The sequence below is a fragment of the Streptomyces sp. NPDC051243 genome, assembly GCF_044455405.1.
Lineage (GTDB): Bacteria > Actinomycetota > Actinomycetes > Streptomycetales > Streptomycetaceae > Streptomyces.
The window spans coordinates 683,772-695,718 of record NZ_JBITES010000002.1 but is presented as its reverse complement, the minus strand read 5'-3'; the positions used below and the strand labels follow the sequence as shown (position 1 = coordinate 695,718).

The 11,947-nt window shown below is 72.0% G+C and carries 14 protein-coding genes; 9 read left to right on the top strand and 5 right to left on the bottom strand.

What is annotated here, in order from left to right; all coding sequences use genetic code 11:
- Window positions 1–45: 45 nt before the first annotated feature.
- Window positions 46–408, bottom strand: coding sequence for a four-helix bundle copper-binding protein (locus ACIBAG_RS07130; protein ID WP_399101857.1), 363 nt, complete (start codon window positions 406–408; stop codon window positions 46–48).
- Between the two features lie 318 nt (window positions 409–726).
- Between ACIBAG_RS07130 and ACIBAG_RS07125 the strand changes: the two genes are divergently transcribed.
- Window positions 727–1,251: a DUF4344 domain-containing metallopeptidase gene (locus ACIBAG_RS07125; RefSeq protein ID WP_399101855.1), complete on the top strand. Its 525-nt coding sequence runs from the start codon at window positions 727–729 to the stop codon at window positions 1,249–1,251.
- A 29-nt stretch (window positions 1,252–1,280) separates the two neighbouring features.
- Here ACIBAG_RS07125 and ACIBAG_RS07120 read toward each other — a convergent pair whose 3' ends face one another.
- Window positions 1,281–2,438 (bottom strand): acyl-CoA dehydrogenase, encoded by a 1,158-nt coding sequence (locus ACIBAG_RS07120; protein WP_399101852.1) that lies wholly within the window; start codon window positions 2,436–2,438, stop codon window positions 1,281–1,283.
- 189 nt (window positions 2,439–2,627) lie between these two features.
- On the opposite strand from ACIBAG_RS07120, the gene ACIBAG_RS07115 reads away from it, so the two are divergent.
- The 6 genes from ACIBAG_RS07115 to ACIBAG_RS07090 all read left to right on the top strand — a co-directional run bounded on the left by ACIBAG_RS07115 (window position 2,628) and on the right by ACIBAG_RS07090 (window position 8,821).
- On the top strand, window positions 2,628–3,971 hold the full coding sequence (locus ACIBAG_RS07115; protein ID WP_399101851.1) for a UDP-glucose dehydrogenase family protein: 1,344 nt from the start codon (window positions 2,628–2,630) through the stop codon (window positions 3,969–3,971).
- A 396-nt stretch (window positions 3,972–4,367) separates the two neighbouring features.
- Complete coding sequence (locus ACIBAG_RS07110; RefSeq protein WP_399101849.1) at window positions 4,368–4,997, top strand: hypothetical protein; 630 nt, start codon at window positions 4,368–4,370, stop codon at window positions 4,995–4,997.
- Entirely contained in the window at window positions 4,994–6,346 is a 1,353-nt protein-coding gene (locus ACIBAG_RS07105; protein ID WP_399101847.1) for a copper resistance CopC/CopD family protein, read from the top strand. The genes ACIBAG_RS07110 and ACIBAG_RS07105 overlap by 4 nt, the downstream gene beginning before the upstream one ends.
- Before the next feature lie 51 nt (window positions 6,347–6,397).
- Window positions 6,398–7,462 (top strand): plastocyanin/azurin family copper-binding protein, encoded by a 1,065-nt coding sequence (locus ACIBAG_RS07100; RefSeq protein ID WP_399101845.1) that lies wholly within the window; start codon window positions 6,398–6,400, stop codon window positions 7,460–7,462.
- 118 nt (window positions 7,463–7,580) lie between these two features.
- Window positions 7,581–8,102 (top strand): hypothetical protein, encoded by a 522-nt coding sequence (locus ACIBAG_RS07095; RefSeq protein ID WP_399101843.1) that lies wholly within the window; start codon window positions 7,581–7,583, stop codon window positions 8,100–8,102.
- Window positions 8,103–8,131: 29 nt separating this feature from the next.
- Window positions 8,132–8,821, top strand: coding sequence for a cupredoxin family copper-binding protein (locus tag ACIBAG_RS07090; RefSeq protein WP_399101841.1), 690 nt, complete (start codon window positions 8,132–8,134; stop codon window positions 8,819–8,821).
- A gap of 72 nt (window positions 8,822–8,893) precedes the next feature.
- Here the strand turns inward: ACIBAG_RS07090 and ACIBAG_RS07085 are convergent, their stop codons facing one another.
- Window positions 8,894–9,394 (bottom strand): CGNR zinc finger domain-containing protein, encoded by a 501-nt coding sequence (locus ACIBAG_RS07085; RefSeq protein WP_399101839.1) that lies wholly within the window; start codon window positions 9,392–9,394, stop codon window positions 8,894–8,896.
- 121 nt (window positions 9,395–9,515) lie between these two features.
- Between ACIBAG_RS07085 and ACIBAG_RS07080 the strand changes: the two genes are divergently transcribed.
- Both ACIBAG_RS07080 and ACIBAG_RS07075 read left to right on the top strand, forming a co-directional pair.
- Complete coding sequence (locus ACIBAG_RS07080; protein WP_399101837.1) at window positions 9,516–9,875, top strand: VOC family protein; 360 nt, start codon at window positions 9,516–9,518, stop codon at window positions 9,873–9,875.
- 27 nt (window positions 9,876–9,902) lie between these two features.
- Entirely contained in the window at window positions 9,903–10,289 is a 387-nt protein-coding gene (locus ACIBAG_RS07075) for a VOC family protein (protein ID WP_399101835.1), read from the top strand.
- Here the strand turns inward: ACIBAG_RS07075 and ACIBAG_RS07070 are convergent, their stop codons facing one another.
- Both ACIBAG_RS07070 and ACIBAG_RS07065 read right to left on the bottom strand, forming a co-directional pair.
- Window positions 10,290–11,417, bottom strand: a complete 1,128-nt coding sequence (locus tag ACIBAG_RS07070; protein ID WP_399101833.1) for a dipeptidase — start codon at window positions 11,415–11,417, stop codon at window positions 10,290–10,292. It lies immediately after the preceding gene.
- A 146-nt stretch (window positions 11,418–11,563) separates the two neighbouring features.
- Entirely contained in the window at window positions 11,564–11,923 is a 360-nt protein-coding gene (locus ACIBAG_RS07065) for a MerR family transcriptional regulator (RefSeq protein ID WP_399101831.1), read from the bottom strand.
- Between the last annotated feature and the right edge of the window lie 24 nt (window positions 11,924–11,947).

Genomic DNA, 11,947 nt, shown 5'->3' with positions numbered 1-11,947 from the left:
TTGAGGGCACCCGGCGGGGTGCCCTCAAGTGCTGTCGGGCGGTTGTCACATCGTGGCGCCCGCCATCGCGCGGCAGGTCTCGGCGCAGCGGCGACACGCCTCGGCACAGCGCGCCATCTGCGGATCGTCCGGCATGGACATACACGCCTCGGCGCACATCTCACAGGCATTGGCGCACATCGCGCACATCTCGGCCGACATGGGCGAGCGGCGCATCATCATGTCCGCGCACATGCGGGTCGTCTCGGCGCAGTCCATGAGCGCGCGCATGATCTGCATCTGCGGCTGACCGCCCATCTGCATGCAGGAGCTCATCGTCTCCTCGCAGACCACGTGGCAGGACATGCACGCGTCGACGCAGGCCTGCATCTCCTTGCTCATCGCGGACATGGTTCCGGGCTGGGTCATGGCTCCTCCTGGGGGACGCGGGAGCCCGGGGCGGGCCCCGTGCCCTTCCGTCCTACGCCCGCCCGCCGCGGGGCGCCATCCGGGGGAAGCGAACATGTGGCAGCTGCCACCCGTTCGGCGCGTGCCGTTTGCCCGGTGCGGAGCCCGTGGCCAGGGTGGGTCGGAGGTGTCCCGTATCCGCGCCGCAGGCTGAGGAGTGGCCCTGGTGACAGCAGCGAGAGTTCACGACTCCGGGCAGGCGCCGTTCTCGTCGGGGCCGCCGTCACCGCCGCCGGCTGCTCGACCGGCTCCGGCGGCACAGCGGCGGAGAAGGACGCGGTGCGGCCGGTCAGGGCCACCGCCGCCGCATCACCGTCGCCGTCCGTGGGGCAGGGCGATCTCGTGGTGTCGTACGAGAAGCCGCAGAAGGCCGCGGACCGGCGGACCGAGGAATTCCTCAAGCGCACCGAAGTCCTTGAGGGCGTGGCGAGTCACGCCGACGACATCGTCGCTCTCCCGTACGACGTGCCGCTGCGCGCGAAGAGCTGCGGAGAGGCCAACGCCTTCTGGAAGCGGTACGCGATCGACACCATCAACGCGTGGGGCGGCCTGGCGCAGGCGGACGCGGCCGGGGGCATCCCCGACTCCGCGTACGCCGACGAGCACTCCCTCGACATCCAGCGCTTCTACAACTGGTCCTGCCGGCTCTACGGTTCGAACCCCGACGCGTACAAGGAGATCGTGCGCAGCGACGGCAACCCGGACGGCGTGCTCCCCGAGGAGCGGGCCGAGAGATGCCCCGACGAGTTCGCGAAATTCGAGCACGCCTGGGCCACGCTCCTCGAGTCCTACCTCAAGGCCTGAAGGACCGAGGGCCCTTCTTCCACGGCTTGTTACGGCAGGTTGCGCGCCATGACGATGCGCTGGACCTGGTTGGTGCCCTCGTAGATCTGCGTGATCTTGGCGTCACGCATCATGCGCTCCACCGGGTAGTCACGGGTGTAGCCGTAGCCGCCGAGGAGCTGGACGGCGTCCGTGGTGACCTCCATCGCCACGTCCGAGGCGAAGCACTTGGCGGCGGCGCCCTGGTAGGTGAGGTCGGCGTCACCGCGCTCGGAGGCGGCGGCGGCCTGGTAGGTCAGGGCGCGGGCGGCCGAGATCTTCATGGCCATGTCGGCCAGCATGAACTGGATGCCCTGGAAGTCGGCGATCGGCTTGCCGAACTGCTTGCGCTCCTGGACGTAGCCCTTGGCGTAGTCGAGGGCGCCCTGGGCGATGCCGAGGGCCTGGGCGGCGATGGTGATGCGGGTGTGGTCCAGCGTCTTCATCGCGGTGGCGAAGCCGGTGCCCTCCTCGCCGATCATGCGGTCCGCCGGTATGCGAACGTTGTCCAGGTAGACCTCGCGGGTCGGGGACCCCTTGATGCCGAGCTTCTTCTCGGGGGCGCCGAAGGAGACGCCCTCGTCGGACTTCTCGACGACGAAGGCCGAGATGCCCTTCGAGCGCTTGGAGGGGTCCGTCACCGCCATCACCGTGTAGTACTCGGAGACGCCCGCGTTGGTGATCCAGCGCTTCACGCCGTTCAGGACGTAGTGGTCGCCGTCGCGGACCGCCTTCGTCTTCATGCCGGCCGCGTCGGAGCCGGCGTCCGGCTCGGAGAGGCAGTACGAGAACATGCCGTCGCCCTTGGCGAGCGGGGTCATGTACCGCTTCTTCAGGTCCTCGGAGCCGGAGAGGATCACCGGGAGCGAGCCCAGCTTGTTCACCGCGGGGATGAGGGAGGAGGACGCGCAGACGCGAGCCACCTCCTCGATCACGATCACGGTGGCGAGCGCGTCGGCGCCCGCGCCGCCGTACTCCTCGGGTACGTGCACCGCGTGCAGGTCGTTCGCGACCAGCGCCTCGAGGGCCTCCTGCGGGAAGCGGGCCTCCTCGTCCACCGCGGCGGCGTGCGGCGCGATCTTCGCCTCGGCCAGCGAGCGGATGGCGTCACGGAGCATGTCGTGCTCCTCGGACGGGCGGTACAGGTCGAAGTCAGCCGATCCGGCCAAGGTCTCTCACGCTCCAAGGACGCTGGTTGTCAGTGCGATGCTGGCGCTAATTACCGTTAAGTAACTCAAATTTTAGGGGTCGGCTCACGGGAGTGATACGTGAGCTTGGTGACAGCGGGGAAGCTGCCCGTCAGACCCGCCGACTATGCTCGGGCCCGCACCGCCCCGTCCTCGTTTTCTGGAGTCCCCATGGCCCTGAAGATCACCGTGATCGGTACCGGCTATCTCGGCGCCACCCACGCCGCGGCCATGGCCGAACTCGGGTTCGAGGTGCTGGGGCTCGATGTCGTGCCCGAGAAGATCGAGATGCTCGGCCGGGGTCAGGTCCCGATGTTCGAGCCGGGCCTGGAGGAGCTGCTGCGCAAGCACGTCGCCGGTATCGAGGGCTCCACCGGGCGGCTGCGCTTCACGATGGACTGGGCGGAGGTCGCCGAGTTCGGCGATGTGCACTTCGTCTGCGTGAACACCCCGCAGAAGCACGGCGAGTACGCCTGCGACATGAGTTACGTCGACACGGCCGTCGAGTCCCTCGCCAAGCACCTGCGGGGGCCCTGCCTGGTCGTCGGCAAGTCGACCGTGCCGGTGGGCAGCGCGGACCGGCTCGCGGCCCGCATCCTGGAGCTCGCCCCGGGCGGCGGCGAGGTGGAGCTCGCCTGGAACCCGGAGTTCCTGCGCGAGGGCTTCGCCGTCGAGGACACGCTGCACCCGGACCGGATCGTGGTCGGCGTGCGCAGCGAGCGGGCGGAGAAGCTGCTGCGCGAGGTGTACGCGACGCCGATCGCCGACGGCTCCCCCTTCGTCGTCACCGACTTCCCCACCGCCGAGCTGGTGAAGACGTCCGCCAACTCCTTCCTCGCCACCAAGATCTCCTTCATCAACGCGATGGCTGAGGTGTGCGAGGCGGCCGGCGGCGATGTCGCCAAGCTCGCGGAGGCCATCGGGCACGACGACCGGATCGGCAAGAAGTTCCTGCGGGCCGGGATCGGGTTCGGCGGCGGCTGCCTGCCCAAGGACATCCGCGCCTTCATGGCCCGCGCCGGTGAGCTGGGCGCCGACCAGGCGCTGACCTTCCTGCGCGAGATCGACTCCATCAACATGCGCCAGCGCGGCCAGATGGTGGAGCTCGCCCGGCAGGCGCTGGGCGGCGGTCCCTTCCTGGGCAAGCGGGTCGCGGTGCTCGGCGCCACCTTCAAGCCCGACTCGGACGACGTACGGGACTCGCCCGCGCTGAACGTGGCGGGGCAGATCCACCTCCAGGGCGGCCAGGTCACGGTCTACGACCCCAAGGGCATGGAGAACGCCCGCCGGCTCTTCCCGACCCTCGGCTATGCCGACAGCGCGACCGACGCGGTACGGGGCGCCGATGTCGTACTGCATCTCACCGAATGGCGGGAATTCCGCGAGCTGGACCCGGCGGCGCTCGGCGAGGTCGCGGCGGCGCGGGTCGTTCTGGACGGACGTAATGCGCTCGATGCCGAGGTATGGCGGAAGGCCGGCTGGACCTATCGGGCGATGGGGCGGCCGACGGCCTGAGAAAAGGGCTTTCGCGGCAGGGAAATTCGGATGACTCCGCAGGGGTCGGGTAGCGGTCGGGCCCGGCCCCTTCCCGTTGCCCTTGGCCCTGTTGCCTTCCGCCGCCACGGGCCGCCTTCACCCTGCGCACACAACGGCATATGCGACTCTCCTCGAAATCGCCACTTCGCCGCGAATTCTATTCGAGTAGCGTGCGGGAAACGAAAATGCTCTACCCGAATTCTCCACAGCCGCATTGCGCGGAATAACGTCGTTGTCGCCTGTTCTCACAGTGCGGACACCCCCGAAAGAGAGGTAGGCAACAGTCGTTTAACGGATGCGTAGCCGCGCGGAATTCGCCCGCCACTCCACTGGTCGTCGTTCGCTGGTTTTGAACGGACCATGCCAGGAGAGACCATGCCCCTGTTCCGCCGGGCTGTGTGGCCGCAGGACCACCGTGACGAACTGGTCGCGGGAGCGCTCGTCGGCGCCGTGGTGGTCGTGCTGGGCTATGCGTCGGGGATCGGCGCCCCCGCCACCGCCTCCGCCCCGACCGCCGCCCCGCCGCCCGCGGCCACCGCGCCCTCGCCCCCGACCGGCACCACCCCGCCGGGCGTCCCGGGCGACGCTTCGGGCGCAGCCCCGGGAGGCGCGGCCGGAACCGGGGCACTGCCGGTCACCGGCGTCCACCACCCCGGCGGCACGGGCGCCACGGATCACACCGGCCACACCGGTACGTCCGGCGGCACGGGCGCAGGTCACCCGGGCCACGGCGACTCCCCCGCCCCGTCCGACCCCACGTCCCCCGCCTCCCCCATTCCCTCCGCGCCGGGCACCACCCCGCCGGCCGGCGGTGACGCCGCCTGCGAGGACGGCGAGGTGCGGCTCGCCCGACCGCTCCTGACCGGTCTCACCCAGCCCGTCTTCGGTCTCCTCGACCCGACGGCCGAGGCGTCCCCGACTCCGCGGCCCTCCCCTTGCGTCGGCCTCGCTCCGCTCCCGTCCCTCCTCGGCGGCGTCATCCCCTCCCCGGAGGCGACGCCGTGACCCTCCCGCTGTCCGGAACCGGCTCCGGACGTGCCCTCCGCCGCACCCTTGTCCTCCTCGCCCTCACCCCGCTCCTCTACGTCCTCCTCGGCGCCCTGCCCGCCTCCGCCCACACCGAGCTGGTCACCTCCAGCCCCGCGAACGGCGCCGAACTGAAGCGCGTTCCCGACCACCTCACCCTCACCTTCGACGAATCCGTCGACCTCGCCGGCGTACGCGTGATGACCCTGGACGGCGACCGGCTCCCGGTGACCCGCGTGCCGGGCGGCAAGGGCCAGGTCGTACGGGCCGCCCTCGGGCACCCGGCCGCCGGTGACCTCGCCGTCGTCTGGTCGGTCGTCGACGAGGCGGACGGACACGCCTCGTCAGGACGGCTGGACTTCGGCATCGGCGCACCCGCCACCGCCCAGGACCGCGGCGACGAGGCCGCGCCCGCACCGTCCCCCCTGGTGCGGAAGGGCCTCGTCGCCGCCCGCTGGGCCGGCTATCTGTCACTGGCGCTGTTCATCGGCGGCCTCGCCTTCGTCACCCTGCTGTGGCCGCGCGGCGCGCACGAGCCCCGGGCCCGGGCGCTGCTGGGACTTGCCTGGACGTGCGGGCTGCTGGCGTCGGTGGCGAGCATCGGTCTCCAGGGGGCGTACGGCTCACTCGGCGGCGTGCGTGACGCGCTGCGCGCCGAGACGTACGCGGACATCTTGACCACCGAACCCGGCGTCGTCCTCGCCGCCCGGGTGCTGCTGTGGGTGCTCGCGGCGGTGGTGCTGAGCGCACTGCTCCAGGGTGGGCCGCGCACCTCCCGCTCCCCCGGCTGGCGGGTCGGCGCACTCGCCGTGGGGCTCGGGCTGCTGCGGGCGACCGGTATGACGGGTCACAACTCCGAGGGCGGTGAGCCCACTTGGGGCGCGATCGCCGACCTGGTGCATCTGCTCGGCGTCTCACTGTGGATCGGCGGGCTGGTCATGCTCGGGGCGGCGGTGCTGCCGCGGCGCCGGCCGGCCGAGCTGGCCGCCGTGGTGCCGGGCTACTCGCGGCTCGCGGCGGTGAGCGTGGCGGGCATCGTCGCGGCCGGGCTGGTGCTGGCGTGGCAGGTGGTGGGGTCGTACGACGCCCTGCTGCACACCTCGTACGGGCAGCTGCTGCTGATCAAGACGGGTGTCCTCGGCATCGTCCTGCTCGCCGCCCTCGCAAGCCGTCAGTGGGTGCGCACCCGCCTCGATCTCGCCGTGCTGCTGCGCGGCGACGCCGCCACCGTGCGGCCCTTCGGTTACTCGGTCGCGGCCGAGACGGGGCTGGTCCTCGTCGTGCTCGCCGTGACGAGTCTGCTGGTCACGGCCAACCCCGGCCAGTGAGTCCCCCAGAAAACCCATCAGTGAATTCGCAGGAGAATAAGAGGAGTTGCGTTGAAACAAGGTAATGAGAGCGACACGGCACCGCGCCGCCGGGCGCCCTCGGGCAACCGGGGTCTGCTGGTCGCCGGACTCGGCGCGGCACTGACCGCGGTGCTCAGCCTGGGGCTGCTCCAGGCAGCCGCGGGCAGCTCGGCGTCCGGGGCGACCTCCACGGCGGACGCGGGCGCGGCTCAGGCGCCCGCGGCCGCCGCGGCGGACCGGCCGGCGGCCGATGCGGCACCCGACCACCAGGTCGACATCATGAACAACGAGTTCGGCGACGGGAAGCAGCTCGTCGTCGAGGTCGGCGACACGGTCCGCTGGACCAACCATGACAGCGTGCCGCACACGGTCACCACGACCAAGGGCCCGAAGAAGTTCGACTCGGGGACGCTGGAGCAGGGCGACTCGTGGTCGTACACCTTCACCACGGCGGGGACGTACGAGTACTACTGCGCGGTGCACCCGGACATGGTGGCGTCGGTGAAGGTCGTGGCGGCCGGCGACGGCGGATCGTCGGGCGGCTCGTCCGGCGGGTCCGGCGGGTCCTCGGGTGGCTCGTCCGGCGGTTCCTCGGGCGGGTCGAGCGGCGGCTCGTCCGGTGGATCGGGCTCGGGTGGCAGCACGGGCGGTGCGTCCGGCGGCTCTTCCGGTGGTTCGTCCGGCGGTACGTCGGGGGGCACCTCGGGCGGTACGTCCGGCGGTGGCTCCGGCGGCGACGAGCAGTGCACCAGCGTCCAGGACGTGCTGCTGCCGATCCTCCAGCACCTCAACGCGGCGCACCTGGAGCGCTCCCCGAGCCAGCAGGTGCAGGACGCCCTCGCCCTTGACACGTACATCAAGACGCACACGGTGTGGATCGAGAGCATCCTGACGCCCGCCACCGAGGGCGGCGGCACGATCGCCGACGACACGCTCAGCGTGCTGCTGAACCACATCAACAAGGCGCACCTGGAGGAGTCGCCCGGGCAGCAGGTCGCCGATCTGCTGAACGTCGACAGCTACGTGCAGATGCACACGGTCTGGGCGGCGCATCTGCTCGCCCCCACCGAGGACTTCCTCACCAACAACTGCTGACACCGCCCTCGCGGAAGACGGGCGCCGGTCCGGCCGAGGCTCAGTCGGCCGGACCGGCGCTCCCCCCATTGTCCCCGTCACCGCCGCTTCGACGGAACCGCTTTCCAAGGAGACCGGGATGACAACCGTCACCCTCCCCACCGACCCGACCCCACCCCGCCGTGCCCCCGGCCCGGCCCCCTGGCTGCCGCTGCCCGGCCGCTACACGGTGGCCCCCGACCGCTCGCTCGTCGAACTCACCGCGCTCTGCGGCCCGTTGCCCGTACGGCGCCGTCGCATCGCCCTCGCCGAGGCCGTGCTCACGGTGCCCGGGACCGACGAACACCCCACTCTCCGCTTCGCGTTCGACGACGCCCGCCTCAAGGGCACGCTCACGCTCGACCAGGCCCACCCCCACCCGACCGCCGGCACCGTCCAGCTGACCGGCGATCTGGGCATCGACGGCACCGACGGTACCGACGGCACCGGCTTCCCCGTACTGCTGCGGCTGAGGATCGTCGAGCGCTCCGACGACCGGCTGCTCGGCGTGGGTGTGGCCCGGCTGCCGTACCGGCTGCTGCGGCGCGCCACCGGCTTCCGGTTCGGCCGGCTGTGTCCGGCCACGCGGCTGCGGCTGCTGATCGCCGGGGAGTTCGCGTGAGGGCGGCCCGGCGAACGGTCCAGGGGGCCGTGCTCGCCCTTTCCGCCCTGCTCGGGCTGGTGTTCGCGGTGCCGGGCGGCCGGGCGTCGGCGGCGACGTACCGGGTGACCATGAGCGGCTACGCCTACAGTCCCGCGACGCTGACGATCCCCGCCGGCTCCACGGTGACCTGGACCAACCAGGACACCGCACCCCACGACGTGAAGACCACGTCCGCCCCGGCCGCCTTCCACTCCCCCATGCTGGACAAGGGCGGGAGCTGGAGCTTCACGTTCACCACCGCGGGGACGTACGCCTACTACTGCACGGTCCACCCGAGCATGACGGCTCGGATCGTGGTCCAGGCGGCACCTGCGACGACACCCGCGGCCGCGCCGACGCACGAGCACCCGGAGACGGGGACGGCTCCGGGGAACCGGTCGTCCGGGCATCACCCGACAGCGCCGAGCCGGACGACGCCGACGCGCACCCCCTCGCGCTCGCCCGCACGGTCGACGCCCCCGGCGTCGGCTCCGGCGTCGGCTCCGGCGGCCGCACGGTCGGTTTCGCCGTCACCGACGCCCACACCGGCCTCCCTGCCGCAGACCCAGGTCACGGCGGCGACGGTTCGCCCCCTGGATCCCTTGCTCGTCCTGACCGGGATCGTCGCGGGGGTCGCGGTGCTGTGCCTCCTGCTGGTGGGCTCACGGGCAGCGCGGAGACACGAAGAGGAGGGCTGACGGAAACGCCCTTGTCTCAGGACCGGTCCTGGTGGGCGTGTCTCTCGGGGCCTGTCCCGGTGGGCGTGGGCGCTACTTCGCCCGATAACGCCGCATCTTCGCCCGCGCCCCACACACCTGCATGGAGCACCACCGCCCCCGCCCCGCCGGGCTCCGGTCGTAGTACGCCCAATGACAGTCGACGGCCTCACAGGCCTTGAGCCGTCCCCACGTCCCCTCGACCAGCGCCTGGGCGACGGCCGCCGCGACCCGGGAGAACAGCGAATCCCCGCCAGCCGGAGCCAGCGTCGCCGACCCGTCGGCCGGGTCGACCGCGACCACCAGCGGGCTCGCCGCCAGCAACTCCCCCAACGGCGCCACCACCCGGTGCGGCGGATGCCCCGCGTGCGCGAGGAGCGCCACCCGCAGCGACTCCCGCAGTTCCCGCGCCCGGGCCAGTTCCCCCTCCGCCACCCCGAACCGCGCCCGCCCCTCCACCGTGTCCAGCGAGTCGGCCCCCGACTCGATGTCCAACGTGTTGACCAGGGACTGCACCAGCTCCAGGCCCCCGGGCGCGGGCGATCTCTCACTCATGGCTGCACGCTACCTCCCGCATTTCCCCTTGCGAGGTTACCCCCAATGAGGGAGCATGCGGTAACGGAGGTTACCCGTTGAGGCGTGCTACGGGTAACAAGGAACTTTCAAGGAGGAAGCCATGGCCATCGCCGAACTGGGCGCCGTCGTCCTGGACTGTCCCGACCCCCGTGCCCTCGCCGACTTCTACGCCCGCGTGCTCGGCGGCAGCGTCGAGGGCGAGGGCGACTGGGTGGACCTGAAGGTGCCCGGCGGGCGGTCGCTGGCGTTCCAGGCCGCCCCCGGTTTCGTACCCCCGCAGTGGCCCGCGCCCGATCACTCGCAGCAGTTCCATCTGGACCTGATGGTCGAGGACCTGGACGCGGCCGAGAAGGAGATCCTGGCCGTGGGCGCGAAGCCGCTGGACACCGAGGACCGCTCGCGGACCTTCCGGGTTTACGCGGATCCGGCGGGGCACCCGTTCTGCCTGTGCGCCTGCTGATCAGGCCCCGACCTCCGGGAGGACCCCATGGCCCCCGTGGCAAGCCTGCGCTCCGTCGTCATCGACTGCCCCGACCCGCGCGCCCTGGCCCGCTTCTACGCCGCTGTCGGCGGCGGTACGCCCGAGGACGACGACCCAGACTGGGTGGTACTCCGGATCCCGGGAGGACCACGGCTCGCCTTCCAGCCCGCGCCCGGGTACACCTCGCCGGAGTGGCCCCGGGCCGACCGCAACTCGCAGCAGTTCCATCTGGACTTCGACGCCGGTGCCACCTGGGAGGAGGTCGAGGCGGCCCAGGAGAAGGTGCTGGCGCTGGGCGCGCGGTTGCTGCACGCGGAGGACAAGGACGACTTCCGGGTGTACGCCGACCCCGCGGGCCACCCTTTCTGCCTCTGCCGGATCGAGCAGCCCTGATCAGCCGTCGAACTCCGCGATCTTCGCCGTGGACGGCTGCCTGCGTCGCTGTGCCTCCCGCGCCGTGAAGTCGGCCTCGCGCAGCACCCGCTGGACATTGCCCCAGGTCAGCAGGGCGATGTCGGCCTCGGGCCAGCCCCGGCGCAGCAGCTCGGCGATGAGGTGGGGATAGCGGGAGGCGTCGGCGAGGTCCTGGGGATGGGCGCTGCCGGCGTCGTACGTGCCGGAGAGGCCGACGCATTCCGGGCCCGCGACCTGGCGCACATGGTCGAGTTGGTCGGCGACGTCCCGGACGGACGGGCCGGCCTGCTCGGCCGTGAGCGGCACCATGCACAGGCCCTTGGCGGCGCCCAGCTCGGCGAGCAGGTCGTCGGGGAGGTTGGCCGGGTGGGGTCGCAGGGCGCGGGCGGCGGAGCGGGCGCACAGGACGGGGGCCTTGGAGACCACGCAGGCACGGCGGACGGTGTCGGCGGAGGCTCCGGAGAGGTCGGCCACCACACCGAGCCGGTTCATCTCACGCAGCACCTCCTCGCCGAACCGGGTCAGCCCCGCCTCGCTCGCCCAGGACGTGCCGGACAGCGTGAGGGCGCGCAGCCCGAGCCCGTGCAGCGAGCGCAGGATGCCGAGCGAGTCGCCGATGGCGGCGGCGCCCGCCGGGCCGGGCAGGACGGCGACGCGGCCGTGGTGGCGGACGTCGGTGATCGGCCCCGGGGTGTCGGCCAGGCGCAGGCCCTCGGGGTGGGCGCGTACGACGGTCTTCACCAGGTCCAGTTGCTCCAGCGTGGCACCGACCGCCTGGTCCCCGGCCAGCCCCTCGGGCAGGTGCAGCGCCCAGAACAGCGCGCCGACGTGGCCTTCGCGCAGCCGCGGCACGTCCGTGTCGACGGCGCCCTCGCCGAGCTCCAGGTCGACCCGGGGCAGATGGCGCAGCGTCCAGGGCAGTCCGCTGTAGCCGTCGGCGACGGGGTGGGCGTCGAGGAGGGCGTGGGCGCGGTCGAGGAGGCCGGTGTCGGGGTCTTCGCCCGGGCCGGTGCCGGGTGCGGACGGCTCTGCGGTGGGCGGGGCGGGCAGGTCGTCGAGTTCGCCGACCTCGGAGCTGGTGTCCAGTTCGTCCTTGAGGTCTGCCATGGCGGTCTCCGTACGTGATCGGTGTCCTGATCAGCGGTACGGCTCACGGTGGCACGGACCCGGAGCGGCTTCCTGGTGGACGGGGCGTTCGGGGGTACCGCGCGGCGGCCGGCGTGAAACGGTGCGTTCGGGGGTAGGCGCGGCGGTCAGCGGTCCCGGGCCGCCTCGATGACCTGGTCCAAGGTGTCCCGGGACCGGACGAGGTCGGTGATCATGCGGTCGATGCGGTCACGCTCGGCGGTGAGGTCCTCGACCAGCCGGGGCGTGGCGACGGCGGAGGGGCCGCCGTCGGTGTCCCGCATACAGGGCAGCAGTTGCGCGATCCGGGTGCTGTGCAGCCCGGCGGCGAACAGTTCCTGGATCCGGATGACCCGGTCGACAGCCGTCTCCGGGTAGTCGCGGTGCCCACCGGGGGTGCGCTCGGCGCGCAGCAGCCCCTGTGTCTCGTAGTAGCGCAGCGACCGCTCGCTCACGCCGGTCCGCCGGGCGAGTTCACCGATCCGCATGCCGTGCCCCCGTTCCGTCCGGGC